The 26,565-nt window shown below is 73.3% G+C and carries 27 protein-coding genes; 13 read left to right on the forward strand and 14 right to left on the reverse strand.

The window, feature by feature from the left end:
• Window positions 1-13: 13 nt before the first annotated feature.
• A complete protein-coding gene (gene mgrA, locus ACFC1X_RS16575; protein WP_376353975.1) occupies window positions 14-1,006 on the reverse strand; it encodes an L-glyceraldehyde 3-phosphate reductase in 993 nt (330 codons plus the stop codon).
• 138 nt (window positions 1,007-1,144) lie between these two features.
• On the opposite strand from mgrA, the gene ACFC1X_RS16580 reads away from it, so the two are divergent.
• Window positions 1,145-2,029, forward strand: coding sequence for a LysR family transcriptional regulator (locus ACFC1X_RS16580; RefSeq protein WP_376353978.1), 885 nt, complete (start codon window positions 1,145-1,147; stop codon window positions 2,027-2,029).
• Window positions 2,030-2,054: 25 nt separating this feature from the next.
• On the forward strand, window positions 2,055-2,567 hold the full coding sequence (locus ACFC1X_RS16585; protein WP_376353981.1) for a DinB family protein: 513 nt from the start codon (window positions 2,055-2,057) through the stop codon (window positions 2,565-2,567).
• On the opposite strand, the gene ACFC1X_RS16590 is transcribed toward ACFC1X_RS16585, so the two are convergent.
• Together ACFC1X_RS16590 and ACFC1X_RS16595 are read right to left on the reverse strand one after the other, a co-directional pair.
• Window positions 2,552-3,628: an adenosine deaminase gene (locus ACFC1X_RS16590; RefSeq protein ID WP_376353983.1), complete on the reverse strand. Its 1,077-nt coding sequence runs from the start codon at window positions 3,626-3,628 to the stop codon at window positions 2,552-2,554. The genes ACFC1X_RS16585 and ACFC1X_RS16590 overlap by 16 nt on opposite strands.
• Before the next feature lie 45 nt (window positions 3,629-3,673).
• The gene (locus tag ACFC1X_RS16595; protein WP_376353986.1) at window positions 3,674-4,066 is read right to left on the reverse strand and encodes a VOC family protein; all 393 of its coding nucleotides are present in this window, start codon (window positions 4,064-4,066) and stop codon (window positions 3,674-3,676) included.
• A gap of 146 nt (window positions 4,067-4,212) precedes the next feature.
• On the opposite strand from ACFC1X_RS16595, the gene ACFC1X_RS16600 reads away from it, so the two are divergent.
• On the forward strand, window positions 4,213-4,671 hold the full coding sequence (locus ACFC1X_RS16600; RefSeq protein ID WP_376353988.1) for a pyridoxamine 5'-phosphate oxidase family protein: 459 nt from the start codon (window positions 4,213-4,215) through the stop codon (window positions 4,669-4,671).
• 31 nt (window positions 4,672-4,702) lie between these two features.
• On the opposite strand, the gene ACFC1X_RS16605 is transcribed toward ACFC1X_RS16600, so the two are convergent.
• Both ACFC1X_RS16605 and ACFC1X_RS16610 read right to left on the reverse strand, forming a co-directional pair.
• A complete protein-coding gene (locus tag ACFC1X_RS16605; RefSeq protein WP_376353990.1) occupies window positions 4,703-5,602 on the reverse strand; it encodes an aldo/keto reductase in 900 nt (299 codons plus the stop codon).
• A 27-nt stretch (window positions 5,603-5,629) separates the two neighbouring features.
• Window positions 5,630-6,520 carry a glycoside hydrolase family 19 protein gene (locus ACFC1X_RS16610; RefSeq protein ID WP_376353992.1) on the reverse strand — a complete coding sequence of 297 codons (891 nt, stop codon included), beginning with the start codon at window positions 6,518-6,520 and terminating at the stop codon, window positions 5,630-5,632.
• Between the two features lie 256 nt (window positions 6,521-6,776).
• On the opposite strand from ACFC1X_RS16610, the gene ACFC1X_RS16615 reads away from it, so the two are divergent.
• Entirely contained in the window at window positions 6,777-7,832 is a 1,056-nt protein-coding gene (locus tag ACFC1X_RS16615) for an acyl-CoA dehydrogenase family protein (RefSeq protein ID WP_376353995.1), read from the forward strand.
• Window positions 7,833-7,886: 54 nt separating this feature from the next.
• On the opposite strand, the gene ACFC1X_RS16620 is transcribed toward ACFC1X_RS16615, so the two are convergent.
• From ACFC1X_RS16620 to ACFC1X_RS16630, 3 genes are all read right to left on the reverse strand, one after another.
• Entirely contained in the window at window positions 7,887-9,053 is a 1,167-nt protein-coding gene (locus ACFC1X_RS16620) for an LLM class flavin-dependent oxidoreductase (protein WP_376353997.1), read from the reverse strand.
• Window positions 9,054-9,144: 91 nt separating this feature from the next.
• Window positions 9,145-9,723: an NADPH-dependent FMN reductase gene (gene ssuE, locus ACFC1X_RS16625; protein WP_376353998.1), complete on the reverse strand. Its 579-nt coding sequence runs from the start codon at window positions 9,721-9,723 to the stop codon at window positions 9,145-9,147.
• 163 nt (window positions 9,724-9,886) lie between these two features.
• Window positions 9,887-9,970 carry a putative leader peptide gene (locus ACFC1X_RS16630; RefSeq protein ID WP_356367094.1) on the reverse strand — a complete coding sequence of 28 codons (84 nt, stop codon included), beginning with the start codon at window positions 9,968-9,970 and terminating at the stop codon, window positions 9,887-9,889.
• 203 nt (window positions 9,971-10,173) lie between these two features.
• On the opposite strand from ACFC1X_RS16630, the gene ACFC1X_RS16635 reads away from it, so the two are divergent.
• On the forward strand, window positions 10,174-10,614 hold the full coding sequence (locus tag ACFC1X_RS16635; RefSeq protein WP_307009580.1) for an SPW repeat protein: 441 nt from the start codon (window positions 10,174-10,176) through the stop codon (window positions 10,612-10,614).
• A 128-nt stretch (window positions 10,615-10,742) separates the two neighbouring features.
• Entirely contained in the window at window positions 10,743-11,012 is a 270-nt protein-coding gene (locus ACFC1X_RS16640) for a GlsB/YeaQ/YmgE family stress response membrane protein (protein ID WP_376354001.1), read from the forward strand.
• An 11-nt stretch (window positions 11,013-11,023) separates the two neighbouring features.
• Here the strand turns inward: ACFC1X_RS16640 and ACFC1X_RS16645 are convergent, their stop codons facing one another.
• Window positions 11,024-11,983: an NAD-dependent epimerase/dehydratase family protein gene (locus tag ACFC1X_RS16645; RefSeq protein ID WP_376354003.1), complete on the reverse strand. Its 960-nt coding sequence runs from the start codon at window positions 11,981-11,983 to the stop codon at window positions 11,024-11,026.
• Between the two features lie 153 nt (window positions 11,984-12,136).
• Between ACFC1X_RS16645 and ACFC1X_RS16650 the strand changes: the two genes are divergently transcribed.
• On the forward strand, window positions 12,137-12,622 hold the full coding sequence (locus tag ACFC1X_RS16650) for a nucleoside deaminase (protein WP_376354006.1): 486 nt from the start codon (window positions 12,137-12,139) through the stop codon (window positions 12,620-12,622).
• Window positions 12,623-12,697: 75 nt separating this feature from the next.
• Here the strand turns inward: ACFC1X_RS16650 and ACFC1X_RS16655 are convergent, their stop codons facing one another.
• Window positions 12,698-13,405: a chaplin gene (locus ACFC1X_RS16655; protein WP_376354009.1), complete on the reverse strand. Its 708-nt coding sequence runs from the start codon at window positions 13,403-13,405 to the stop codon at window positions 12,698-12,700.
• Between the two features lie 257 nt (window positions 13,406-13,662).
• On the opposite strand from ACFC1X_RS16655, the gene ACFC1X_RS16660 reads away from it, so the two are divergent.
• The 4 genes from ACFC1X_RS16660 (at window position 13,663) to ACFC1X_RS16675 (ending at window position 19,191) form a co-directional block, all read left to right on the forward strand.
• Window positions 13,663-15,273: an alpha/beta hydrolase gene (locus tag ACFC1X_RS16660; RefSeq protein ID WP_376354536.1), complete on the forward strand. Its 1,611-nt coding sequence runs from the start codon at window positions 13,663-13,665 to the stop codon at window positions 15,271-15,273.
• Window positions 15,274-15,352: 79 nt separating this feature from the next.
• Window positions 15,353-16,447, forward strand: a complete 1,095-nt coding sequence (locus ACFC1X_RS16665) for a chemotaxis protein (RefSeq protein WP_376354012.1) — start codon at window positions 15,353-15,355, stop codon at window positions 16,445-16,447.
• A gap of 124 nt (window positions 16,448-16,571) precedes the next feature.
• Window positions 16,572-17,591 (forward strand): Gfo/Idh/MocA family protein, encoded by a 1,020-nt coding sequence (locus tag ACFC1X_RS16670; protein WP_376354014.1) that lies wholly within the window; start codon window positions 16,572-16,574, stop codon window positions 17,589-17,591.
• Window positions 17,592-17,862: 271 nt separating this feature from the next.
• Complete coding sequence (locus ACFC1X_RS16675; RefSeq protein ID WP_376354017.1) at window positions 17,863-19,191, forward strand: PP2C family protein-serine/threonine phosphatase; 1,329 nt, start codon at window positions 17,863-17,865, stop codon at window positions 19,189-19,191.
• Window positions 19,192-19,206: 15 nt separating this feature from the next.
• Here ACFC1X_RS16675 and ACFC1X_RS16680 read toward each other — a convergent pair whose 3' ends face one another.
• Window positions 19,207-20,715, reverse strand: coding sequence for a hypothetical protein (locus ACFC1X_RS16680; protein ID WP_376354020.1), 1,509 nt, complete (start codon window positions 20,713-20,715; stop codon window positions 19,207-19,209).
• A gap of 289 nt (window positions 20,716-21,004) precedes the next feature.
• Here ACFC1X_RS16680 and ACFC1X_RS16685 point away from each other — a divergent pair, with 289 nt between their 5' ends.
• Window positions 21,005-22,150, forward strand: a complete 1,146-nt coding sequence (locus ACFC1X_RS16685) for an aminoglycoside phosphotransferase family protein (RefSeq protein ID WP_376354022.1) — start codon at window positions 21,005-21,007, stop codon at window positions 22,148-22,150.
• Between the two features lie 281 nt (window positions 22,151-22,431).
• Window positions 22,432-24,348 carry an N-acetylmuramoyl-L-alanine amidase gene (locus tag ACFC1X_RS16690; protein WP_376354025.1) on the forward strand — a complete coding sequence of 639 codons (1,917 nt, stop codon included), beginning with the start codon at window positions 22,432-22,434 and terminating at the stop codon, window positions 24,346-24,348.
• A gap of 8 nt (window positions 24,349-24,356) precedes the next feature.
• On the opposite strand, the gene ACFC1X_RS16695 is transcribed toward ACFC1X_RS16690, so the two are convergent.
• The 3 genes from ACFC1X_RS16695 to ACFC1X_RS16705 all read right to left on the reverse strand — a co-directional run bounded on the left by ACFC1X_RS16695 (window position 24,357) and on the right by ACFC1X_RS16705 (window position 26,490).
• Window positions 24,357-24,854: a hypothetical protein gene (locus ACFC1X_RS16695; protein WP_376354028.1), complete on the reverse strand. Its 498-nt coding sequence runs from the start codon at window positions 24,852-24,854 to the stop codon at window positions 24,357-24,359.
• A gap of 58 nt (window positions 24,855-24,912) precedes the next feature.
• A complete protein-coding gene (locus ACFC1X_RS16700) occupies window positions 24,913-25,512 on the reverse strand; it encodes a CGNR zinc finger domain-containing protein (RefSeq protein WP_376354031.1) in 600 nt (199 codons plus the stop codon).
• 75 nt (window positions 25,513-25,587) lie between these two features.
• On the reverse strand, window positions 25,588-26,490 hold the full coding sequence (locus ACFC1X_RS16705; protein WP_376354034.1) for a universal stress protein: 903 nt from the start codon (window positions 26,488-26,490) through the stop codon (window positions 25,588-25,590).
• Window positions 26,491-26,565: the final 75 nt, after the last annotated feature.

A 26,565-nucleotide genomic window follows, 5' to 3' on the forward strand; every position in this document is an offset into this window, starting at 1 on the left:
GGTGGCCGCGCCCCTACTTGTTGACGATCTTGTCGATGCGGGCCAGTTCGTCGGAGCCGAAGTCGAGGTTCCTGGTGGCCGAGACGCTGTCCTCCAGCTGCTGCGGGCTGCTCGCGCCGACCAGCGCCGAGGTCACGCGGCCGCCGCGCAGCACCCACGCGAGAGCCATCTGGGCCAGCGACTGGCCGCGGGACTTCGCGATCTCGTCCAGGGCGCGCAGCCGCCCCACCAGCTCCTCGGTGACCGCCTCGGACTTGAGGAACGGGCTGTCGCTCGCGGCGCGCGAACCCTCCGGGATGCCGTCGAGGTAGCGGCCGGTGAGCAGGCCCTGCTCCAGCGGGGAGTAGGCGATGGAGCCGACCTTCAGCTCGTCGAGGGCGTCCAGCAGGCCGCCGGTCTCGGGGCGGCGGTCGAGCATGGAGTAGCGCGGCTGGTGGATCAGCAGCGGGGTGCCCAGCTCACCGAGGATGCGGGCGGCCTCGCGGGTCTGCTCCGCGGAGTAGTTCGAGACGCCCACGTAGAGCGCCTTGCCCTGCTGCACCGCCGTGTGCAGGGCGCCCATCGTCTCCTCCAGGGGAGTCTCCGGGTCGGGGCGGTGGGAGTAGAAGACGTCGACGTAGTCCAGGCCCATGCGGGTCAGGCTCTGGTCGAGGGAGGACAGGACGTACTTGCGCGAGCCCCACTCGCCGTACGGGCCGGGCCACATCAGGTAGCCGGCCTTGGTGGAGACGACCAGCTCGTCGCGGTACGACCCGAAGTCGGCCTTCAGCGCCTCGCCCAGCGCGGACTCGGCGGAGCCGGGCGGCGGGCCGTAGTTGTTGGCGAGGTCGAAGTGGGTGACGCCGAGGTCGAAGGCGCGGCGCAGGATGGCGCGCTGGGTATCGGCGGGGCGGTCCGGGCCGAAGTTGTGCCACAGGCCGAGCGAGAGCGCGGGGAGCTTCAGGCCGCTGCGTCCGGTGCGCCGGTAGGGCATGTCCGCGTAGCGGTCGGGGTGTGCGGTGTACAACGCGACTCCAGAGGGGGTTGGGCACCCGGGTACGGGTAGGGGTGGATCCGGCTGGAACCGCCCCCCACTCTGGCCTGACCTGCGTGCAGTGGTCCAACAGAAGAATCCGATGGGATTGCGCGGTTACGCTTCTCAATCATGGAACTGCGTCATCTTCAGCATTTCGTGGCGGTCGCCGAGGACCAGCACTTCACCCGTGCGGCGGAGCGGCTGCTGGTGTCCCAGTCGGGCCTGTCGGCGTCGATCCGGGCGCTGGAGCGGGAACTGCGGGCGCCGCTGTTCGTGCGGACCACCCGCCGGGTGACGCTGACGGAGGCCGGGCGGGCGCTGCTGGGCGAGGCGGAGCGGATCCTCGCCCAGGTGCGGTCGGCGCACGAGGCGGTGGCCGCCGTGCAGGGGGTGCTGCGCGGCACGCTCTCGCTGGGCGCCGAGCAGTGCATCGCCGGGGTGCCGGTGGCGGGGCTGCTGGCCGCGTTCCGGCGGCTCCACCCGGACGTGGAGATCCGGCTGCGGCAGGCGGGCTCCGGCGAGCTGGCCGAGGAGGTGGCGGCCGGGCGGCTCGACCTGGCCTTCGCCTACCGCACCCAGGCCGACACCGAACAGCTGCGCTCGGTCCCGCTGTCCGGCGAGCCGATGACGGTGCTGTGCCACCCCGACCACCGGCTCGCGGCGGACGGCGCGGTGCTCACCCCGCACGATCTCGCCGACGAGGTCTTCGTGGACTTCCACCCGGACTGGGGTCCGCGGCGCGTCACCGACGCCGTCTTCGCCGCGGCGGGCGTGCGGCGGACCGTGCCGCTGGAGGTGAACGACGTGCACGGGCTGCTCGACCTGATCGACGAGAACCTCGGCATCGCGGTGGTGCCGCGGCACTTCCGGCACAAGCGGGCCTCGCTCACCTCGCTGCCGCTGAAGGAGTCGGGCGACTCCCAGTACGAGACGATCGCGCTGCTGCCGCCCGCCCAGGCGACCAGCCCCGCGGCGCGGGCACTGATGGGGCTGCTGGAAACGGGGAGCGGGTGAGGGCGGACTGCGCGATGGTGGACGTATGCATGCGAAGGACATCCTCATCGAGGGCTATGCCCGTATCCAGGAAGAAGTCCACGCCGCCGTCGAGGGCCTGGACCCCGACGGCCTGAACGCCCGCCCCGCCGACGAAGCCAACTCCGTCTCCTGGCTCGTCTGGCATCTCACCCGCGTCCAGGACGACCACGTCGCGGACGCCTTCGGCCTCGACCAGGTGTGGCTGACCGGCGAGTGGGACAAGCGCTTCGGCCTCGGCCTGCCCCGCCGGGACACCGGGTACGGCCACAGTCCCGCCGAGGTCGCGAAGGTGCGCGTCGACTCGGGCGACCTGCTGACCGGCTACTACGACGCCGTGCACGAGCAGACGCTCGGCGCCCTGCGCTCCCTGGCCGCCAAGGACCTGGAGCGGATCGTGGACGACAACTGGGACCCGCCGGTCACCCTCGGCGCGCGGCTGGTCAGCGTCCTGTCCGACGATCTCCAGCACGTCGGACAGGCGGCCTATGTGCGCGGGCTCGTTCAGAGCGCCGCGTAGCCCGGCAGGACGACGTCCTCGATCAGGGCGTTGCGCTCGTCGAAGGGGATGAAGGCGCTCTTGAGGGCGTTCACCGTTACCGTGCGCAGGTCCTCGACAGTCCAGCCGGCCTGCTCGACGAGCAGGGACATCTCGCGGGTCATCGTGGTGCCCGAGACGAGGCGGTTGTCCGTGTTCAGGGTGACGCGGAAGCCGAGGTCCTTCAGCGCGGTGATGGGGTGCTCGGCGATCGAGGTGGCGGCGCCGGTCTGGAGGTTGGAGGTCGGGCACATCTCCAGGGCGATCCGGCGGTCGCGGACCCAGCCCGCGAGGCGGCCCAGCTTGCCGGAGGCGAGGTCGGGGATGTCGTCGGTGATGCGCACGCCGTGGCCGATGCGCTGGGCGCCGCACACCTGGAGGGCCTGGTGGATGCTGGGCAGGCCGTGCGCCTCGCCGGCGTGGATGGTGAAGGGCACGTTCTCGCGGCGCAGGTGCTCGAAGGCGTCGAGGTGGTCGGCGGGCGGGAAGCCGTCCTCGGCGCCGGCGATGTCGAAGCCGACGACCCCGGCGTCCCGGAAGGCCACCGCGAGGTCGGCGGTGGCGCGGGTGCGGTCGAACATCCGCATGCCGCACAGCAGGGTGCCGACCCGGACCGGGGTGCCGGCCGCGGCGGCCTTGGCCATGCCGGCGGCCAGGCCCTCCTGGACGGTCTCGACGACCTCGGCGAGGGTCAGACCGCCGCCGGTCATCAGCTCGGGGGCGTAGCGGACCTCGCCGTAGACGACGCCGTCGGCGGCGAGGTCGAGGACGTACTCCTCGGCGGTACGCAGCAGGCCCTCGCGGTTCTGCATCACGGCGAGGGTGTGCTCGAAGGTGGCGATGTAGCGCACCAGGTCACCGGAGTTGGCGGCCTCGTAGTACCAGGCGGCCAGCTCGTCGGGGTCGGTGGTGGGCAGGGTGTGGCCGACGGCCGCGGCCAGTTCCACGACGGTCGCGGGGCGCAGGCCGCCGTCGAGGTGGTCGTGCAGCACGGCCTTGGGGAGGCGGCGGAGGGTTTCGGCGTCTATGCGCGTAGATGACATGTGCGGTGGTTCCTCGGCGGGGTCTGAGCGGAAGGTCGGAAGGGTTCAGGCGGCGGGCTGGAGCAGGTCCCAGCGGTTGCCGTAGAGGTCCTGGAAGACGGCGACCGAGCCGTAGGGCTCGTGCCGGGGCTCCTCCAGGAAGGTCACGCCGGCGGCGGTCATGCGGGCGTGGTCGCGGGCGAAGTCGTCGGTGTGCAGGAAGAAGCCGACCCGCCCGCCGGTCTGGTCGCCGATCCGGGAGCACTGGCCCTCGCCCTTGGCGCGGGCCAGCAGCAGCGCGGTGCCCTGCCCGGGGGTGCCGGGTTCGACGACCACCCAGCGGGAACCGTCGGGCCGGGGCGCGTCCTCGGCCAGGCGGAAGCCGAGGGCCTCGGTGTAGAAGCGGATCGCCTCGTCGTAGTCGTCGACGACGAGGGTGACCAGGGCGATACGTGTCATCGGGACCTCTCGGGACAGGCGGTTGACCGGAGAGGTTATACGTAAAACGCTCCGCGGCGCCAGTCCCGGTCCTACGCCTCACGACCGAGGCGCGGGAGGACCCGGGCCCGAGGTGCGCGGGCGACGCGGCCGTTACCGTCACGGCCATGAAGATCACCGGACCGCCGCGCGAACCCGGGCGGCGCAAGCAGGACGTGCTGGCCCGTCTGGACGGGGAGATGGACATCTGGGTGGCGACCGCCGACGCCGGGGGCCTGCCCTGCCTGGTCCCGCTGTGGTTCGTGTGGCACGAGGAGTCGGTCTGGCTCTGTACGCGCCTCACCAACCCGACCGGCCGGAACCTCCGTGACGGCGGCCGGGTCCGGCTGGCCTTCGGGCACACCCGGGACGTCGTGCTGATCGACGGGGAGGTGCAGACGTTCGCCCTGCGGGAAGCGCCCGCCGCCGCGGCCGGGGCGTTCCTCGCGAAGACCGGCTGGGACCCGCGCGAGGACAGCACCTCGTACGCCTGGTTCCGGGTGCGCCCGCTCGCGGTGCAGGCGTGGCACGAGGAGCGCGAGCTGAAGCAGCGGCACCTCATGCGGGACGGCGCCTGGACCGTGTGACGGAGCCCGGCCGGGCCGGATGTCGCCGGCGTCAGCCGGTCCGGGCCGCGTCGAGCCGTGCCAGTTCCCCGTCGCTGAGCCGGAGCGCGCCCGCGGCGACGTTCTCGGCGAGGTGGCCAGGGTTTCCGGTGCCGGGGATGGCGAGGACGTTCGGGCCCTGGTGCAGGGTCCAGGCGATCCTCACCTGTGCCGGGCTCGCCCCGTGCGCCCGGGCGACCGCGCGGACCTCCTCCTCGTGGGCGGTACCGGCGCCCCGCGGTCCGGCCTCGCCGGCGATGGCGTAGAACGGCACGAAGGCGACGCCCTGCTCGCGGCACAGGGCGAGGAGGTCGTCGGAGGCGGGGTCGTGGAAGCCGAGGCCGTACCGGTTCTGGACGCAGACCACGGGGGCGATGGCCAGAGCCTCGTGGAGGTGCCGGGGCTCGACGTCGGAGAGACCGAGGTGGCGGATCAGGCCCGCCTCGCGCAGTTCGGCGAGGGCGCCGAAGTGCTCGGCGACCGAATCCTGCCGCATGCGGCGCAGGTAGACGACGTCGAGGTGGTCGCGGCCGAGCTGGCGCAGGTTCTCCTCGACGTGGGCGCGCAGGTCCTCGGGGCGGGCGGAGGTGCCCCACTCCCCCGACCACTCGCGGTACGGGCCGACCTTGGCGGCGATGACCAGGTCGTCGGCGTAGGGCGCGAGCGCGCTGTTGATCAGTTCGTTGGCGGAGCGCAGTGAGGAGAAGTAGAAGGCGGCCGTGTCGATGTGGTTGACGCCGAGTTCGACGGCCCGGCGCAGCACGGCGAGTGACTGCTCCCTGTCGCTCGGCGTGCCGAGATGGAAGGCGGCGCTGCCCGTCAGCCGCATCGCGCCCAAGCCGATGCGACGGACGGGCAGGTCGCCGAGGTGCCAGGTGCCGGCCGACTCCGCGGTGATCGTCTCCGAGGTCATCGGCGGAGTTTCGCACACCTGCGCGGGTCAGCAGTACAGGTTGCCGCCCGGGGAGACGCCGAGGATCTGACTGAACTGCTGGTACTTGGTGACGCGGCTCTGGACCTGCGCCGGGTTCCGTCCGTCGCACTCCAGGGAGCCGTTGATGGAGCGGATCGTCTGGCCGAAGCCGGCGCCGTTGACCATGGCGTTGTGCGGGGTCATGCTGCCCGGTCCGGACTGGGTGTTCCAGTACCACAGGGCGGTCTTCCAGGCGACGGCCGCGTCGTTCTGCACCAGCCAGGGGTTGCCCAGCAGGTTGATGCCGAGCGCGTCGCCCGCGGCCTTGTAGTTGAAGTTCCAGCTGAGCTGGATCGGCCCGCGCCCGTAGTAGGCCGCCTGGCCGGCCGGGCAGCCGTAGGGCTGGCTCCAGTCGCAGTAGTGCGGGTAGTTGGCGGTGTTCTGCTCGACGACGTGCACGAGTCCGCCGGTCTCGTGGCTGACGTTGGCGAGGAAGGCGGCGGCCTCCTGCTTCTTGGTGGCGTCGCCGCCGGTGTTGGCGAAGCCGGGGTAGGCGCTGAGCGCGGCGGTGAGGCCGCTGTAGGTGTAGAAGGAGTTCCGGCCCGGGAACATCTGGTTGAACTGGGCCTCGCTCACCACGAAGTTGCCGACCGGCGTACCCGGGCCGCCGCTGCAGGCGTACGGCTCCCAGTACCAGGTGCTGATCACCGGGTCGTAGCCCGGGTTGGCGTGCTCCGCGATGTACGCCTTGCCGTCGGTGTAGCGGACGATGTCGCCGGCGTTGTAGTTCCGGCCCGCCGTCCAGGCCGGGTAGCTCGAACACGCGGCGGCGGACGCCTCGGTGGCGGGCAGGAGGGCGGGCACGGCGCCCGCGAGGGCGAGCACGGTCACCAGGGCGGAGATACGGCGCCTCGACACAGGACTGCCTCCTTTGACGGGCACGGCCGCTCCCGCACAAGGCAGGCCGGGGCGATGCCTTGCGCGCACGCGCCGGCCTGGCCGGTCACGGCGTCGGGGGCGGCCGTAGTGGGGGGTGTGACGGATACTCAACCGCGTTGGTCTGTACCAGTCAAGGGTGTAGACCAGTCGGACTCGGGCCGTTTTCCGGCCTGGCGGGGACTCGCCGTACCGTGCCCGCTCGTCACCGGCCGGAAGACGTCGGGAGAATCGCCGTATGACCACCACGATCCATCCGCTCGTCACCGAGGCGCACCGGCTCGCCGACGCCCTGCTCGCCCCGTCCGCCCAGCGCGTCGACCAGGACGTCGTGCCCACAAGTCACATCGAGGCGGTCCGGCGGTCCGGGCTGCTCGGGGTGAGCGCGCCCGTGGAGTCCGGCGGGGCCGGTGCCCCGGACCGGGTCGCCAGGGAGGTCGCCGAGATCCTGGCCGGAGCGTGCTGCTCCACGTGGTTCGTGCAGACCCAACACCACACGCCGGTACGGCTGCTGGCGAAGGCGGAGCCCGGACTCGCCGTCCGCGAACGCCTGTTGCGTCCGCTCGCCACCGGCGAACTGCTCGCGGGCATCGCCTACGCGCACGTCCGCGCCCACCCCCGGGTCCCGGTGCGGGCCACCGTCGAGCGGGGCGGTGTGCGCTTCGACGGCACCGTCCCCTGGTACACCGGCTGGGGCCTGAACGACCTGATGCTGCTCGCGGGCGTGACGGAATCCGACGAGGTGGTGTTCGCCTTCGCCGACGCCCGCGAACAGCCGGGGCTGCGGGCGTCGCCGCCGATGCGGCTGGTGGCGCTGACGGCGGCCCGCACGGTGTCGCTGACGCTGGACGGCCTGTGGGTGCCGGAGGAGTCGGTCGTACTGCGCACCCCGCGCGAGGAGTTCGCCCGCGTCGACGTGGACCGCAGCACCAACACGTCCCCGGCCGTCTTCGGCCTCGGGTACGCCGCGCTGGACCTGCTCGGCGCCGCACCCGCCGAGCGCGACGCGGCCGACACCCTGCGCGCGCGGCTGGACGAGGTGCGGGAGCGGGCGTACGCGCTCGCCGACCACCCCGTCCCGCACGAGCACGTCGAGGAGCGGCTGGCGCTGCGGACGCGGGCGTACGAGCTGCTGCGCGCGGCCACGACCGCCGCGGTCGTGGCCGGGGGCGGGCGGGCCACGGGTGTGGACAGCCCGGCCCAACGGCTCGCGCGGGAGGCGGTGTTCCTGTTGATCCAGGGCCAGACGGCCACGGTGCGCGAGGCCCACCTGGCCGCGCTGGCCTCCGTCTAGACGGCTTGACGGCTTGACGGCTGGACCACTGGGAAAGCTGGACACCTGGGACGACTAGACGGCGACCGGCAGCACCGCCTCTTCGGCACCCGCACCGGCACCGGCACTCGCATGCTCGGGGTGGCGCCACAGCCCCCGGGCGGCGAGGCGCGGCAGGACGCCCTCGCCGAACCAGTACGCCTCCTCCAGGTGCGGGTAGCCGGAGAGGACGAACTCGTCGATGCCGAGGGCGTGGTACTCGGCGATCCGCTCGGCGACCTCGTCGTGGCCGCCGACCAGGGCGGTGCCCGCGCCGCCGCGCACCAGGCCGATCCCGGCCCAGAGGTTGGGGTGGATCTCCAGGGCGTCGCGGGAGCCGCCGTGCAGGGCGAGCATGCGCCGCTGCCCCTCGGACTCGCTGCGGGCGAGGTTGGCCTGCGCCTCCCGTACGGTGTCCGGGTCGAAACCGTCGAGCAGCCGGTGGGCCTCGGCCCAGGCGTCCGCCGCGGTGTCGCGCGTGATGACGTGCAGCCGGATGCCGAAGCGCAGGGTGCGGCCCTCCCGCGCGGCCGCCTCCCGCAGTCGGGCGATCTTGCCGGCGACCTGCGCGGGCGGCTCGCCCCAGGTCAGGTACACGTCCGCGTGCCGGGCGGCGACCTCGACCGCGGCGGGCGAGGAGCCGCCGAAGTACACCTCGGGCACGGGGTCGGGCACCCGAGTGAGCCGCGCGTCCTCGACCCGGATGTGCTCGCCGCGCAGGTTCACCGTGCCGCCCTGCCACAACTCCCGTACGACGTGCAGGAATTCGCCGGTGCGCCGGTAGCGGGCGTCCTTGTCCAGGAAGTCGCCGTAGGCCCGCTGTTCGCGGCTCTCGCCGCCCGTGACGACGTTGAGCAGCAGCCGTCCGCCGGTCTGCCGCTGGAAGGTGGACGCCATCTGCGCGGCGAGCGTGGGTGAGACGAAGCCGGGACGGAAGGCGACCAGGAACTTCAGGCGTTCGGTGGCCTGGGAGACCATCGCGGTGGTCAGCCACGCGTCCTCGCACCAGGCACCGGTGGGCGTGAGCGCGCCGACGAAGCCCAGGTTCTCGGCGGCGCGCGCGATCTGCCCGAGATAGGCCACCGTCGGCGGCCGGCGGCGCCCGGTGTCGGTGGCGGTGTCCGGGGCGCCGTGGCCGCCGCCGACGACGTCGCGGCTGTCGCCGCTGGTGGGCAGGAACCAGTGGAAGGTGAGGGACGACACGGGGATCTCCGTTCGGGGACGTTCGGCCGCGGCGTGCGGGCGCCGGGCGGGGAAGCGGAAGGGTGAGCGGCGTACGGTCGCGGCGCGGCGGTCAGACAGCCGCGGCCAGCACGGGCGGGGCCGGCGCGGGCGCCGCCGCCGGAGTGCCCAGGGCCACCGAGAACTGGTCGACCACCTGGGCGAGGGCCTCCGCCGAGCCCGGCGCGACGCCGACCGACCCGTCCTCGTGCGCGGTGATGTCCCGGTCCAGCGTGAACCAGCCCTGCACGATGTGCGCGGCGCCCATGGAGTTCAGCACCGGGCGGAGCGCGTAGTCGATCGCCAGGACGTGGGCGGTGGAGCCGCCGGTGGCGAGCGGCAGCACCGTCTTGCCCGTGAGGGCGTACTGCGGAAGCAGGTCGAGCAGCGCCTTCAGTACGCCGGAGTAGGACGCCTTGTAGACGGGGGTGCCGACGACGACGCCGTCGGCGCGGGCGAACAGCGCGGCGGCCTCGGTGATGGCGGGGTGCCTGAAGTCCGCGCCGAGCAGCGCTTCGGCGGGGATGGTGCGGACGTCGAGCGGGATCACGTCGTGGCCCTGCGCGGTCAGCCGTTCGTCGAGGTGGCGCAGCAGCCGGTGGGTGCGGGAGGAGGCGGAGGGGCTGCCGGAGACGGACAGGACGGTGGCCATGGGTCCTCTTTTCGGGAAGGCGGGATTCCCGGTCCGTCCTTCCCTCGGGGAGCCGCTGGACCGGGACATGGACCGGGACATGGGAAGCACCGGACCCGACGGGAGCCTGGGCGGCCACCGGTTCAGTGCGGCGGGGTGAGAAGGGGGCGGCGGATCGGCGGGATCAGGCCGCGGTGCGACAGGAGGCGCTGGAGACGCGTGCGAGGTCGACGTGGCGTCGCCGCGTGAGATCCGGTCGCGTTGGCATGCCGTCGATCGTGGCAGCCGCCGTCGAACAGGGTCAAGGAGATCAGGGCCGGTCTCGGCCCGCGGACGTGGATTTCACACGGGTGTGACAGAGGGGATTCCCCGACTACACATAAGGGAAAAATAAGAGCAGAATGCTCTTATGCGGCGCTACCGCACACCGCAACCGAAGCGGTTGGCCCTGCAAGTCGAAGGAGACGACTCATGGCCCACGTCTCGCACTCCAGAAGTGACATCACCAGCCACCCCGACGCCCCGGAAATGCAGGAACGCTACGCGCGCATGCTGGGTGGCCGTGACGTGGCGCTCGTGGACGGGCCGGTGTTCCTGCTCGGCCTCTACTGTGCCGTGTCCCCGTGGATACTCCACTTCACCACCAGCCAGCCGTCGCTCGTGGCCCACAACCTGATCGTGGGCATCGCCATCGGCCTGCTGGCCCTCGGATTCACCCGCGCCCCGGAGCGCATGTACGGCCTGAGCTGGGCCATGTGCGCGATGGGCGTCTGGATGATCATCTCGCCGTGGATCGTGGGCTCCGGCCCGGACGCCGGCGTCATCTGGAACAACATCATCATCGGCGCACTCGCCCTGGTCCTGGGCATGGTCTGCGCCGGTACGGCGGCGCGCAGCGCCCCCAAGAGTTAGACATCCGGGAAGGGAGCCGCACGAGCCGGTCCGCTCACGCGCGCGGGCCGGCCCGCCCGCGCCCGGACTGCGCCAGCCCGCAGTGGGCAGAAGCACTACAGCGGGGGACCTGACGAAGTGGGGTGGAGATGGAGATCGACGGCGTCATCAGTGCCATCGTCATCGGTATCGTCATCGGCGTCCTGGGCCGCCTCGTGGTCCCGGGACGCCAGCGCATCGGCGTCCTGTGGACGATCGCCGTCGGCATCCTGGCCGCGCTGCTCGGGTCGGCGGTCGCCTCGGCGTTCGACGTGGCCGACACCGACGGCGTGGACTGGGTCGAGTGGCTCATCCAGATCGGGCTGGCCGCGGTCGGCGTGGCCGCACTGGACCGGTCCCGGTCGCGCCCGGGCCGCTGAGGCGTTGACCGTCACCGGTCGGCGAGCCACGCCTCGTACCAGGTGACGGTCGCGTCCAGGGTGTCCGCGAGCGGCGTGGGGGCCACCGCGAAGAACCGCTCGAAGGCGCCGGAGTCCACGATCTGCGGCTCCGTGTGCTGGTAGAACATCTCCTCGTACTCGGCCATGAACCGCTCGTCGAACGGGCCGAAGGCGCGGGGCCGGGTGAGCAGGACGACGTTCAGCGGCCGGCCCACCCGCTTCTCGATCATCGTGTGGATCTCGCGCGTGGTGACGGCGGGCGCGGTGGGCAGGTGCCAGACCCGGCCGTCGCCCTCCGGGCGTTCACCGAGGGTCGCGAGACCGGCTGCCACGTCCGCGATGCCGGTGTAGCTGTGCGGCAGGTCGATGTCGCCGAAGCCCACGACCTCCCCGCCGGTGAGCGCGCCGGGGAAGACAGCCGCGCCGAGGGACGAGTTGAGCACGCCGGGACCGACGAAGTCGGCGCTGCGGCCGAGGACCACGCGGGCCCGGCCGTCCCGGTGCGCGGCGAGGTACCGCTCGTCCAGTTCGGCGCGCATCCGGCCCTTGCGGCTCGTCGCCTGCCAGGGGCTGTCCTCGGTCATCACCGCTCCCCCGGTCTCGCCGTACGGGTAGAGCGTGTCGAGCACGACGAGGCGGGCGCCGGTCTCCTCGACCGCGGCCAGAACGGCCTCCTGGACGCGGGGCATCACCTCGACCTGGAGGTGATAGGCGACGTTGACGCAGTGGTACACGACGGCCGCGTCGGCTATGGCGGCCCGCGCGCCTTCGACCGTGCTGACGTCGGCGGCGAACCGTTCGACGCCCTCGACCGCGGGGCCCTCGCTCCGCCGGTCCACCAGGCGGACGGGGTGCCCCCTGCGTGCCAGTTCACGGGCGAGCGCGGTCCCGGCGGGGCCGGATCCGAGAACGGTGTGCGGGGCGTGCGACTGCGGGGTGACGGTGGGCATGGCGCTCCTCTTCCAGTACGTGCCTTGCGGTGCTAGTGCCACTCGCTTTCGTTAGATACTGTAACTCTCACGAGTAGCGATAGCAAGGACGCCGGAAGTCGGGCGGACATAGGCTGATGGACGGGGGCCACATCGCGAGGAAGGCCGTACGCCATGGTCGTGAAGGACGTCGAACTGCCGCATCTGCGCCGTTGTGTGGAGCTGGCGGCGCGGGCGCTTGAGGCCGGCGACGAGCCGTTCGGGTCGGTGCTGGTCGGCGCGGAGGGCACGGTGCTGGCCGAGGACCGCAACCGGGTGGCCGGCGGCGACCGCACCCGTCACCCGGAGTTCGAGCTGGCGCGCTGGTCCGCCGCCCACCTCACCCCCGGCGAGCGGGCCGCGGCCACGGTGTACACGTCCGGGGAGCACTGCCCGATGTGCGCCGCCGCGCACGCCTGGGTGGGCCTGGGGCGCATCGTGTACGTCGCCTCGTCCGAGCAGCTGGGCGGCTGGCTGGCGGAGCTGGGCGTCCCGGCCTCGCCGGTGCGGCCGTTGGCGGTGCGGGAGGTGGCGCCCGGGGTGGCCGTGGACGGCCCTGTACCGGAACTCACCGAGGAGATCCGCGCGTTGCACCGGCGGTTTTACGAAGGGCGCGGCTGAGCGCGCGGGCCGGGTGAACGGACGGGGCGCCCCTCCCGACGGAAGGGCGCCCCGGAATGTGCGACCGGGCCCCGGTCAGCTCTCGGCACCCGGGCGGAAACGCCGGTAGAGGACGGCGCCGCCGAGGACGAGCGCCGCGCCGCCCGCGAGCACGGGCAGGGTCTGCTCCGCCCCGGTGTGGGCGAGGGCCGCCGACGCGCGCGGCGGTGCGGCGTGCGGGACCGGCTCCGGCTGGGCGCGCTCCTTCTCGGGCGCGGACGGCTCGGGTTCGGCGGGGGCCGGCGGCGGGGGCTCGGGGTCGTCGTCGGAGCCGTTCGTCGACTCGTTGCCGACGGCCGGGTTGCCGATGCCGACCACATTGACGCTGTTGCCGCTGACATTGACCGGCAGGTGCACCGGCAACTGCACTCCGTTGCCGGACAGCACGCCCGGCGAATCCTTTCCGCTCCCCTCGGCGTGCGCGCCGCCCGACGTGCCGGCGGCGCCCGTCCCCTCGTGCGAGGCGTCCGACTCGTGGGACGCGCCGCCCTTCCCGGTGTTGGCGCAACTGTTGCCCGCGGTCGGGTTGAGGAGCCCCACCACGTTCACGGTGTTGCCGCACACGTTGACCGGTACGTCCACCGGGAGCTGGACGGTGTTGCCGGAGATCAGACCCGGCGAACCGGCCGAGGAGCCGTCGGCGGTGGCACCGTCGGACGCGAACGCCGCGTACGCCGGCATCGTCACCGCCAGCGCGCCGGAGGCGGCGACGGCGAGCACACCGTTTCGGGTAACCCTTCTCATGCGGTTCCCTGCCTTCCAGACATGGTCGCGGGCACTCGCCCGCACCGGTTAAAACGCGGGCGCACCATCCGAGTTATGGCTAATCGGTCTTTCACCCCATCGAGTGGACGGTTCATCGAACAAACGGTGGGGTGTTCCGGGCGCCCGCGCGGGGTCCCGCGGGCCGTCCGCGCCCGGAGGCGCCGGGTGCAAGGCCCGCTTATGGTGATCGAGTGGCGCCGACCACGGGTCCGCGACAGGGCGCCCGGGAGGCATCGATGCAGGCCAAGCCGTCGACTCGGCCCTCTGTCCGGCGCTGCGCGGTCAGCGGGGCGCTCGGCCTGTCCCTGCTGGGTGCGGGGCTGCCCGCGGCGGCCGCACGGGACACCGGTCCGGATCTGTCCCGGTTCTACGACCAGAAGGTCACCTGGTCGGCGTGCGAGGGCATGGAGATGCCGAAGGACCTCCAGTGCGGGAAGGTCACCGTCCCCCTCGACTACGACCGGCCGAAGGGCGAGACCCTCGACCTGGCGCTGGCCCGGTTCCGGGCGACCGGCGAATCGCGCGGCTCGGTGCTGCTGAACTTCGGCGGTCCCGGCGGCTCGGGGGTCAGCGAACTCTCCTTCGGCGGCAAGGACTTCATGCATCTCACCAACGGCTACGACGTGGTCACCTTCGACCCCCGCGGCGTCGGCCGGTCCTCCCCCGTGACCTGCGGTCCGGCCACCCTGAAGATCATCGAGGCGACGGGCGGGGACGAGCCGGTCACCGACCCCGAGGACGTGCTCGGACGGCTGCGGGACGCGGCGGCCGAGTGCGCGAAGTACTCCGGACCCGTGCTGTACCACATGGGCACGGTCGACGCCGCCCGCGACATGGACGTGATGCGCAGCGCGCTCGGCGACGGCCGGCTCAACTACCTGGGGTTCTCCTACGGCACCCGGCTGGGCGCGGTCTACGCCGCCCGGTTCCCGGACAAGGTGGGCCGGATGGTGCTGGACGGTGTGGACACGCTGACCGAACCGCTGGCCGAGCAGGGGCTGGCGGGTGCGCGGGGCCAGCAGACCGCGCTGGAGAACTTCCTCGACTGGTGCGTGGAGGACATCGCCTGTCCGTTCGGCCAGGACGCCCGGGCCGCCCGGGAGCATGTCGAGCGGCTCGTCGCCTCGCTCGACGCCGATCCGGTGCCGTCGGCCTTCGGGGAGCCCTTCTCCGGTCAGGACATGGTGGGCGCCATAGGCCAGGCGCTGTACAGCCAGGAGCTGTGGCCCTCGCTGCAGCGGGCGCTGGCGCAGCTGCTGGACGACGGCGACACCCGGGGCCTGGAGGGCTTCTCCTCCGGCGGCGTCACCTTCCCGGTCCGTGCGGGGTCGGTCGCGGCGGGCCGGGAGCCCGCGGGCGGCGGCCTCACGGACGAGGAGGACATACCCATGGACAACCTCCCGGCCGCCCTGATGGCGGTGAACTGCGCCGACGACCCCGACCGCCCCTCGGCCGCCGAGGTCACCGGCTCCCTGGACCGGCTTCGCGCGCGGTACGAGGAGGTGTCGCCGGTCTTCGGCCGGTACCGCCTCACCCAGGTGCTCATGTGCTACGGGCGCCCCCGGGGCACCGACTACATCCGCGACGACGTGAAGGACCTCGACACCGCCAGGATGCTGCTCGTCGGCACCCGGGGCGACCCGGCCACGCCGTACCGCTGGACCACGGAGACCGCCGAGCGGCTGGGGCCCTCGGCCGTGGTCCTCGACAACCGGGACGAGGGACACACCGGGTACGCGTCCTCCGAGTGCGTGCACCGCAAGGTCGACGACTTCCTGCTCTACGGCTCCCTGCCGCCCGACGGCAGCTCCTGCGGACCGGAGAACGGCGAGGGCGAGACCGACTGAGCGCCCGGCCGCACCGGCCGCCCCGGCTGCCCGATGTGATCGATATGCCCTATTCGTCCAACGGTCCTATCGTGCTGACATGGAGCACGATCTGAGTCCCGCCACCCTCGCCGAGCTGCGGCGCCCCCGGCCGTATCCGGCCGTGTCCGTGCTGACGCCGACCCACCGCCGCGAACCGGACAACGCCCAGGACCGGGTCCGGCTGCGCAACGTGGTCGCCGCGGCCAAGAAACAGCTGGAGGACGATCCCGCGGTCACCCGCGAACGCCGTGCCGAGGTCTCCCGGGAACTCGACCGGGCCCTCGCCGAGGTCGATCTGACCTACGCCGAGGACGGCTTGGCGATCTTCGCCGCTCCGGGTGAGCACCAGGTCTGGACCCTCGCCCGTTCCGTGCCCGAGCGCGTGGTCCTCTCGGACACCTTCCTGACCCGCAACCTCGTCGCCGCGCAGGCCGCCGAACGGCCGTTCTGGGTGCTGTCGGTCGCCGCCGACCGCGTCAAGCTGTGGAGCGGCGGCGCGGACCGGGTCGTGGAGGAACACCTCGGCGGCTTCCCGTTCGACCGGCCCGCTGAGGACTTCGACCCCGAGCGCCAGGAGCGGATCGGCGACGCGCCGAGCACCTTCCGCGACGAGGGCACCCGCCGGTTCCTGCGCGACGCCGACACGGCGATGGGCAAGATCCTGCGCACCCACCCCCGGCCGCTGTACGTCACCGGCCCCGAGCCCGCGCTGTCTCTGTTCGACGAGGCGGGCACCCTCGCCGCGGGCGCGGTGCTGGTCCCGCACGGCGGCCTCGCGCACGGCACGCCCGAGGCCGTGTGGCAGGCGGTGCGGCAGGTGCTCGACGACGAGGCGAAGGGGTCCGTGGCGGCGGTGGCCAGGGAACTGGACGCGGCCCGCGGGCGCAAGGACTTCGCGGCCGGGGTGGACGAGCTGTGGGAGAGCGCCCACAGCGGCCGGGTCCGGCTGCTCGCCGTCGAGGAGAACTTCAAGGTCACGATGCGCGACGACGGTGAGCACCTGCTCCCGGCGTTCGACGGGGACCTCGACGCCCGCGAGGACATCGTGGACGAGATCGTCGAGCAGTGCCTGGAGACCGGCGCCGACGTCCGCTTCGTGCCGGACGGCGCGCTCGCGGACGCGGACGGCATCGCGGGGGTGCTGCGCTACTGACGCCGCCCGCCGTTCCTCACCGGCCGTTCCCTCTTGACGACGGTGACGACCATGAAACCCTGTTCGCCGTACACGCGCCCGCCGTCCGCGGGTGCGCGGCGGACGTGGAAGGAGCCGGCGGAGCGTGAGCGATCTTCTGGGTGTGGCGGTCCTGGGCGCGGGACACATGGGCGCCGACCACGTACGGCGCCTCGACGCGGTGGTGAGCGGCGCCAGGGTCGCCGCGGTCGCGGACCCCGACGCGGAACGGGCGAAGGAGGCCGTGGGCGGCATCGACGGGGTCAGCGTGCACACGGACGCCGTGGCCGCGCTCGACGCGCCGGGCGTCCGGGCGGTCCTGATCGCCTCGCCCGGCGAGGCGCACGAGGAGGCCCTGCTGGCCGCGTTCGAGCGGGGGCTGCCGGTGCTGTGCGAGAAGCCGATGGTGCCGGACTCCGCGGGCGCGCTGCGCGTGGTGGAGGCGGAGGCGCGGCTCGGCAGGCGGCTGACGCAGATCGGGTTCATGCGCCGGTACGACACCGAGTACCGGCAGCTGAAGTCGCTGCTGGACGGCGGGCGGCTGGGCCGGCCCCTGATGCTGCACTGCGTCCACCGCAACGTCTCCTCGCCACCGCACTTCACCTCGGCGATGCTGGTCAACAGCTCCGTCTCGCACGAGATCGACGCCGCCCGCTGGCTGCTCGGGCAGGAGCTGAGCGCGGTGACCGTGCTCCGGCCGCGGCCGTCGGCGGGGGCGCCCGAGGGCCTGCTCGATCCGCAGCTGGTGCTGTTCGAGACCGACGGCGGCGCGCTCGTGGACGTGGAGGTCTTCGTCAACTGCGGCTTCGGCTACGAGGTGCGCTGCGAGGCCGTCTGCGAGGCGGGCAGCGCCCGGATCGGCGAGGCACACGGCATGCTGGTGACGGCGGCGGGCGGCGCCCGGGAGGAGGTGCCGCAGGACTACCTCGTACGGTTCGCCGACGCCTACGACCGCCAGGTCCAGACCTGGGTGGACGCCACCCGCCGCGGCCGGGTCACCGGTCCCGGCGCCTGGGACGGGTACGCCGCCTCCGCGGTCGCCGAGGCCGGGGTGCGGGCGCTGGAGACGGGTGAGCGCACGCCGGTCGAACTGGCACCGCGGCCGGCCCTCCACGACCCGGCATAGAACAAGGGTCCACCGAACACCAGGGCGACGACACCTCCGGGATCCGGCACCCGCCAAGTCCCGTAGGGGTTCTACGACTTGAGCTCCGACACACGTACGCCGCCCACGTACCCAAGTCACTCCGCCAAGACGCTGGCATATGCCGGAAGCACCACCGTATCGTGTGTTGCCGAATCCCTTACGAGCCGTCGCGGGCTGTGCAACAGTCGTAACGGTCCTTCCGCCGGCCCCGGTTCACCCTGGTCGTACCGTCTGCACATCGGAGTGCGTCATGTCGCCCCATCTCTCCGCGGACCACCCCGCCGCCCAGCCGCCGGGACGCGGCTCGGTCGAGTCCCTCATATCGCAGGCGCGGCGGCTGCGGGGCGACGTGGACGCGGTACGGCGGGACAGCCAGGGCGAGGCGGCGGACCCCCGGGGACGGTGGCAACGCGCGCTGTACGACCTGGCGCTGCACCAACTCACCGACCTCGACGCGCACTTGGCGCAGCTCCGGGACGGCCCGGCGCCCGCGCCACGGCCCGGTTCGCTGCTCAGCCGGGTCGGCAGCGCGGAGTGGAACCTGCTGACGGACGAGGCCGACTGGTCCGGGGAACTGTTCCAGATCCTCGGCCGCGACCCCGCCTCCACCCCGCTCAGCCTCGACGAACTCCCGTCCCTGGTCCTCACCGAGGACCGCCCGAAGCTGACCGCGATGGTTACGGACTGTCTTGTCGACGGCCGGCCCATCGACGGGGAGTTCCGCGTCGTGCGCCCCGACGGCACCGTGCGCACGGTGCACATGATGGGCGAGCCCGTGCTCGACGCCGACGGCAGCACCGCCTCGATGTGGGCGGTGCTGCGGGACGTCAGCGAACTGCGCCGCAGCCAGCGGGCGGTGAGCGAGACCCGTGACTCGCTCCGTCACCGCCCGCCGCCCGCGGACACCGGGTCACGGGCCGCGGTCGAACCGCGGGAGGCCGCATCCGCGCCCTGGCACGGCCTCCTGCGGTTCCCGCACCAGGGACGGCCGGGCCTCGACCTGGCCGCCGGGTACCTGCCCTCGTCGGACCACGCGCCCCGGCACAGCGCCTGGTACGACGCGTGCCCGCTCACCGGCGACGAGACCCTCTTCGCCGCCGGCGACCTCCCCGGCGTGGACACCGACGGGGCGCAGGGCCCGGTGATGCTGATCGGCGCCCTGCGGGGCCTGGCGCTGGCGGGGATCCGTCCCGCGCAACTCCCGGACCGGCTGGCCGGGTTACTCGACGCCACCGCCCTGCCGCCCGTCCGCTCCGCCGTGTACTGCGGCTACGCGCCCCGCACCCGCGCCCTGACCTGGGCCGGGTCCGGGCACCCGGTCCCGCTGCTGCTGTTCCGCGCGGGAGCGGGGCGTGCGCTGACCGGACAGGGCGAGGCGACCCTCGAACCGGGCGACCTGCTGCTCCTGCATACCGGCGCGACGGAGCCCGCGGCCGTGGCACACCTCCTCTCCCTGGCCCCCCGGCTGACCGGGTCGGGCTCGGCGCGGGACGGCGTACGGATCGCGGCCGGGGAACGCGCCGAGTCCCCGGCGCCGATGGACGACGCCTGTGTGCTGGTCGCCCGGGTGACGCCCTGAACGACGGGTCGCCCCCTACGCCGGCGCGACGCTGCCGCCCCTCCCCTTTCCCCTGGCCGACTTGCCCTTGGGTAGCGCCAGTTCGATCTCCTCGCGCAGTTCCTGGATCTTCGGGTAGCCGGCGTACTCGGCGGTGAGCCGGTACATCTGCCGCAGCCGGTCCCAGGTCCGCTGGGAGGAGTTTGACCCCATCGACACCAGGGCCAGGCGCGCGTACCGGTCCGCCTGTTCGGGGTCGTCGGCGATGAAGCAGGCGGAGGCCATGGACAGGTAGTCGAAGATCTTCGACCGCTGCCGGCCGTCGATCCGCAGGGCCAGCGCTTTCTCCGCGTAGTACTGCGCGTGCACGGCGGCGCCCGGCTCGAAGTCGGCGAGCGTCCGGTAGGCCAGGGCCTGCATGCCGAGCAGGTCCTCCTCCTTGAACGTCTGCATCCAGTCCGGCGGCGGCACGTCGGCCTTGTCGGAGACGAAGAGGTCCTCGGCCCGCCCGAGGGTGCGGCGCATGGCCTGGCCCTTGCCCATGGACGCCTGTGCCCAGGCCTCGATGGTGCAGAGCATGGCCTGGGTGCGCGGCAGCACCTGCTCGCCGGAACCGGACTTGGCGAGCTTCATCAGGTCGAGCGCGTCGTCGGGCCGGCCCAGGTGCACCATCTGGCGGGCCGCCCGGGAGAGCGCCTCCCCGGCCCGGGGCCGGTCGCCGCCCTCGCGTGCGGCGTGGGCGGCGATGACGAAGTACTTCTGGGCCGTGGGTTCCAGGCCGACGTCGTGCGACATCCAGCCCGCGAGGACGGCGAGGTTGGCGGCGACGCCCCACAGGCGCCGCTGGAGATGGGGTGGGTGGTGGTAGGCGAGCATGCCGCCCACCTCGTTGAGCTGGCCCACCACGGCCTTGCGCTGGAGCCCGCCGCCACGGGCGGCGTCCCAGGCGCGGAACACCTCGACCGAGCGCTCCAGTTCCTCCACTTCCTGCGACCCGATGGGGGCGGCCTCGTAGCGGTCGAACCCGGCGGGGTCGGCGTGCAGGGGTTGGCGGAGGTCGGGGGCGTCGGCCGCGAGGGCCGGGTCGGTGTGCAGCCAGTCGTGCATGGCGCTGCTGAGTGCGGAGCCCGCGGCGAGCGCGGCGCCCGCGCCCACCAAGCCGCGTCGGTTGAGCATGAGGTCCATTCCCGTGAATTCGGTGAGGACCGCCGCAGTCCGCTCGGGCGCCCACGGCACTCCGTCGGGATGTTCCTCGCTCCCGCCGCCCTGCCGTTTCCCCGCGCGCCCGTGCCGGACCAGGCCGAGGTCCTCGATGGTCACGACACGGCCGAGTCGCTCGGTGAACAGAACCGCCAGCACCCGCGGCACCGGATCGCGCGGGATCTCTCCCATGTCGATCCACCGCCGCACCCGCGAGGTGTCGGTCGCCAGCTGGGGGTGGCCCATGGCCGCCGCCTGCCGGTTCACCAGCCTCGCGAGTTCGCCCTTGGACCAGCCGGCCAGGCCGAACAGGTCCGACAGACGGGTGTTGGGTTCTCCGCTCACGTCAAGCCCCCAGGTTCTCGGCTGAGTTGACAGTAGCCCGGTGCGGGTTGCCGGGCGACTATTCGCCACCGTTCGCCAGGGTGCGCCAGATGGTGTGCCAGGGGCGGCCGGGTGTCAGGTAGGAATGCGCCACCCCGACCCGGTTGCCGTGGAGTTACTCCCCAGGGTGACCCCCGGGCGGCCGGTCGGGCGGCGCGACGGCTTACGGAAGACGCGCTCCTCCGGAACCACGGACGGGCACCGGTCTTCAGGCAGGCACAGCAGGCACACGAAGGGATCTGTCTCGCCCATGTACGCAGCATCGTCCTCCGTGTCCGCCCCGCAGCGCTCGCTGCACCCCCGCCCGGCGGCGGGCGGCGGCCCCTATCTCGCCCCCGCTCGTCCGGCGGCCCCGGTACTCGGGGCAGGCAGGGCGCGGCGCGGCGCGGGGCCCGGCACGCAGCCGCTCAGCGGGAGAATCGACCTGTCCGGCCCCCAGGGGGCCCAACTGCGCACGGCGATCGCCTCCGTGCACCGCATCTGCCCGGAGTTCTCCCCCGTGCAGGTCCTGCGCCGCAGCGGGCGCTCCGTACTCCTGGTCGGTACGACCGGGCGCAGTACGGCGGTCGCCAAGTGCTTACTGGACCACTCACCGGCGTGGTCGGAGCGGATCCGGCACGAGATAGGGGCATACCGCTCGTTCGTCCGGCAGCGCCCTCCGGTGCGGGTGCCGAGGCTGATCGCGGCGGATCCGGACAACGGCACGCTGGTCATCGAGCGGATGCCGGGACGGGTGGCCGCGTTGCAGCGGCACCCCGTGGAGGCCCCGCCGCGTGCGGACATCAGGGCGGCGCTGGGCGCGATCTGCCGGCTGAACGCCTGGCGGCCGCCGGCCGGGGCGTTCGACGCCCCGCTGGACTACGCGGCCCGGATCTCCCGGTACCACGAGCTGGGGCTGCTCACCGACCGGGACCTGGGCGACCTGCAGAAACTGCTGCACGGCATCGCCCACGCGAGCGGACGCCAGGGCATGGGGCAGTTCTGCCACGGCGACGCGCTCCTGTCCAACGTCCTGATGTCGCCGGCCGGTCCGGTCCTGGTGGACTGGGAGCACGCCGGCTGGTACCTGCCGGGCTACGACCTGGCGACGCTGTGGGCGGTCCTCGGCGACGCCCCGGTGGCCCGCCGTCAGATCAGCCAGATCGCCCAGTCGACGGGCACGGCGGCGCGCGACGCCTTCCTGGTGAACCTGATGCTCGTACTGACCAGGGAGATCCGTACCTACGAGACGGCCGTGCAGCGTTCGATGCACGACTCGGTCCCGGCCCCGTCGGCCACGCCGGCCCACCCCGGTGCCACGCCGACCGGCGAGGAGCAGCGGCTGCTGCTGCGCCGGCTGCACGACGACTGCCAGATGGCCCGCCGGGCCGTGCGGGCGGCGGTCGGCACGCGCTGACGCGAGAGAAGGACAGTCCGCGGTGTGCCCCTCGGGGCGCACCGCGGATTTTGTGTGTCCAGGTACATGCAGGGGCCATTGGTGTACGCCACTGACGCCGCGCAGGCCGGTGCCCCGCCGCCACGAAACTCGCCGGGCACCTTGCTGACGTGGGAAATCGCCGCCATGACGGCATGATTGACGGATTGTCGGACCGCCGGGTACCACTGACCCAGCCCGGCCCCGAACGCCCCCCCCACGTCCGACCGTCACAGGAGGCCGCTTTGCGAGGATCCCCCGTAGTGCCCGCCCTGGCCGTCGCCGCGCTGCTGCTGCCGCTGCTCGGCGCGGCACCGTCCGCCGCCGGTCCCTCCGACGCACCGCCCGCCACGGACCGCCTCCAGCGGGCGTTCGCCACCGCGGCTGCCGAGTACCGGGTGCCGCAGAGCGTGCTGCTCGGCGTCTCCTACCTCCAGTCCCGCTGGGACGCGCACGGCGGAGCGCCGAGCGTGACCGGCGGCTACGGCCCGCTGCACCTGACCGACGCCCGCACGGCCCTGGCAGGGACCTCGCACCACGACGAGGGCACCGAGGACCCGCGCGGCGACGACGCCCGCGACCCGCTGCACCCGAAGGCGCGGGCCACGCGCGCCGCCGCCCTGCCGGACCGGCTGACGACGCTGCCGAAGGCTGCCGAGCTGACCGGCCTGAGCCCCGAGACGCTGCGCACCGACCCGGCCGCGAACGTGTCCGGCGGTGCCGCGCTGCTGGCCGCCGCCCAGCGGGAGCTGGGTGAGCCGCTCAGCGCCGACCCGGCGGACTGGTACGGGGCGGTGGCCCGCTTCTCGGGCGCGGAGGACTCGGCGACGGCGGCGGCGTACGCGAACGACGTGTTCGAGGTGATCCGCGCGGGCGGGCGACGGACCACGGACGCCGGGCAGCGCGTCACCCTGGCCGCCCGTCCGGGCGTGGCCCCCGACACCGCGCAGCTGGGCGACGCGGGCCTGAGCGCCGCCTCGGCCGCCGGCACCGAGTGCCCGAAGTCGGTGTCCTGCGAGTGGATCCCGGCGCCGTACGAGGAGTTCGGCGACGGCGACTACGGCAACCACGACCTGGGGAACCGGCCCGCCTCGCAGCGCATCCGGTACATCGTCGTGCACGACACGGAAGGCGCCTGGGACGGCGTCCTCAACATGGTCCAGGACCCCACCTACGTCTCCTGGAACTACACGCTCCGCTCCACCGACGGGCACATCGCCCAGCACGTGAAGGCGAAGGACGTGGCCTGGCACGCGGGCAACTGGTACGTCAACGCCAAGTCGATCGGGCTGGAGCACGAGGGTTTCCTGGCGGAGCCGGACGCCTGGTACACGGAGGCCATGTACCGCTCCTCGGCGCGGCTGGTGAAGTACCTGGCGAGGAAGTACGACATCCCGCTGGACCGGCAGCACATCCTGGGCCACGACACCGTCCCGGGCACCACCACGGCGACGATCCCGGGCATGCACACCGACCCGGGCCCGTACTGGGACTGGCGGCACTACTTCCGGCTGCTCGGCCGCCCCTTGGAGCCGACCGCGGGCCGGAAGTCCGGCCTGGTGACGATCCGCCCCGACTACTCCGCCAACCGCCCGGAGTACACCGGCTGCGAGAAGGCGGGCGAGCCCTGCACGACGCATGGCTCCAGCGCGGTGCGGCTCTACTCCGACCATGACGTGAACGCGCCCCTGATCAAGGACATCGGCCTCGGCTCGGCCCCGACGACGGGCGTGAACGATCTGTCGTCCCGGGTCTCCACGGGGCAGCAGTACGCGGTGGCCGACCGGTGGCGGGACTGGACGGCCATCTGGTACCTGGGCCAGAAGGCCTGGTTCCACAACCCGGCGAAGAACCCGGCGGCCGTGCCCGCGTCGGGCCGGGTGATCACCCCGAGGAAGGGGCTGGACAGCGTCCCCGTGTACGGAAGGGCGTACCCGGAGAAGGCCGCCTACCCGGCTGACGTGCCCGCCCAGGCCGTGTCACCGCTGCCGTACACGCTGGGCAAGGGGCAGAAGTACGTGGTCGGGGAGAAGGTTCCCGGCGAGTACTACTACGCGGTCGGGTTCGACACGGCCTCCCACCGGGTGGTGCGGGGCGAGGACCAGTACTACGAGATCCAGTACGGCCACCGGGTCGGGTACGTGCGCGCCGCCGACGTCACGCTCTCGACCGTGCGGTAGCCGCCGGGTCAGCCCTGCTGGAAAAGCTCCGCCGGGAGCGGCTTCAGCAGGGCGTACAGGTCGTCGGTGATCGGGCGGTCCCAGGCGGCGATGGTCACCAGGACGCCGTCGCTGCGGTCGAACTGCACGCAGGAGATCCGGCCCTCGGAGAGCTTGAGGCGGCGCACGATGAGCAGGTTGTCGCCCTGCATCACCGGGACGTCCTCGGCGCCGACGACGGTGACCTCCTCGTCGTTCTCCAGCGCGAGCAGCAGTTGGGCCACCTCGAAGGGGATCTCGCCCTCGGGGACCTCGCGGGCCGGGGAGCCGTCCGGCAGGTTGCCGATGATCATCGCGGGGCCGCGGCCGCCGAACAGGTCGTAGCGCAGGAAGACGCCCTGACAGCTGCCGTCGGGCGCGGGCAGCAGGCCGGCGCCCAGATTGCCGGGCCAGTCGCCCGGGTCCATGGCCAGTACGTCGAAGTCGGGCCCGGCGGGCGTGGCGCTGCGGCGGCGGAGGAACGACATGCCGCCATGGTACGTGGCCGGACCCCGCGGACGGCGTGCGGGCGGGCAGCCGTCCCGGCTATGGCCGAGGCTCGGCGGTCCGTTGCTGCCGCTGCTGGTGGCGGGCGACCCGGGCCCGGTTGCCGCAGGACGGTTTGCACCACTCCTGGCGCGGGTGGTCCTTGAGGAAGTACCGGACGCAGCGCGGTGCGTGGCAGGCCCGCAGCCGCTGCCGGTCGGGGCCCGCGAGGAAGCCGATCACGGCCTGGGCGAGCGCGGCGGTGAGGTCGGGCCGGGCGCCGGGCGCGGGCGCGGCGCGGACGACGGGGGCACCGGCGTCGGCCCAGTGCAGGACGGGGACGGTGGGGGTGCGGGCGGCGGCCTCGTTCAGGCGCCGCAGGGCTTCGGGGACGGGCAGCAGCCGGGCGGCGTCGGCCGGGCTCGGCTCGCCGGGGCGCACGGCGCGGGCGAAGAGGGCGCGGGCGGCGGCTCGCACGTCCCGGACGGCGGCCAGGTCCGCGGCCCCGGCCTCCGCCGCGAGGTCGGGGTGGGCCCGTACCCAGGCGGTGAGCCCGGCGGGGCCGGCGAGGTCGTCGGCGACCCCGCCGTGCCCGTCGTGCCGGACGGTCAGAGCGAGGTCGAGGGCGATCCGGGCGTCCCTGTCGGGTGAGTCCTGCATGGGGCCGATGATAGGCAGGGCAGGTGCGCCGGGGGCGCGGCCTCGTACGGGAGAGCGGACTACGGGGCGGCCCCCTCAGTCCTCCGGTGGGGCCGGTGGTACGACCGCGACCGGGGACGCCGCGTGGAGCAGGACCGCGTGGGTGACCGAGCCCATCATGCGGGCGGGGGCCAGCAGGCGGCGGCGGTGGCGGCCGACGACGACCAGCAGGGCGTCGCGGGAGGTGGCGACGAGGTGGCCGGCGGCGTCGCCGGGCGCGACGTACGGCTCGGCACGGACGTCGGGATGACGTTCGCGGTACGGGGCAAGGAAGCCGTCGGCCAGGACCCGGGTCTCGCTCTCGATGGAGACCTCGTCGATCACCGGGGGCATGATCTGCCCGGCGGCGGCCCAGGTCTGCACCGGCCACGGGTAGGCGGCGACGACCTGGAGGCGGGCGCCGCGCAGCTCGGCCTCGGCGAAGGCGAAGGAGAGGGTGGCCTCATCGGGGCTGTCCACGTGCAGTCCGACGACCACCCGGGGCCCCTCCTCGGCCGGCGCCTCGCCGTGCACCTCGCGTCCGGGGCGGGGCACCACGACGACGGGGCACTCGGCGTCGCGGGCGGCGGCCATGCCGTTGGAGCCGAGCAGCAGGCTGGCGAAGCCGCCGCGGCCCCGGGAGCCGAGCACCAGCATCTGGGAGTCGGCGCCCAGTTCCGGCAGCGCGGCGCCCGGCACGCCCTCCATGCCGACGTACTCCGTCGCCACGGCGTAGGCACGCCCCTGGAGGTGGCCGCGGGCCTGGTCGAGCACCGGGTCGTCGCCGGTGTCCGGCTCACCCGCCACCAGGATGTCGGTCTGGGCCCAGGTGGCGTACTGGCGCACATGCACCACCCGCAGGGGCGCCCCGCGCCGGTGCGCGGCGTCGAGGGCCCAGTCCAGGGCGCGCAGGCTGTCGTCGGAACCGTCGACGGCCGCGATGACCGGCAGGGTGCTCATGGGGCCTCACCTCCGGAGTACGGCCTTCCCCCCGGCACAGGACGGGACACCCCGGTTCGGCCGGTCGGCTCACCG

The sequence above is a fragment of the Streptomyces sp. NPDC056128 genome (assembly GCF_042263835.1).
Taxonomy (GTDB): Bacteria; Actinomycetota; Actinomycetes; order Streptomycetales; family Streptomycetaceae; genus Streptomyces.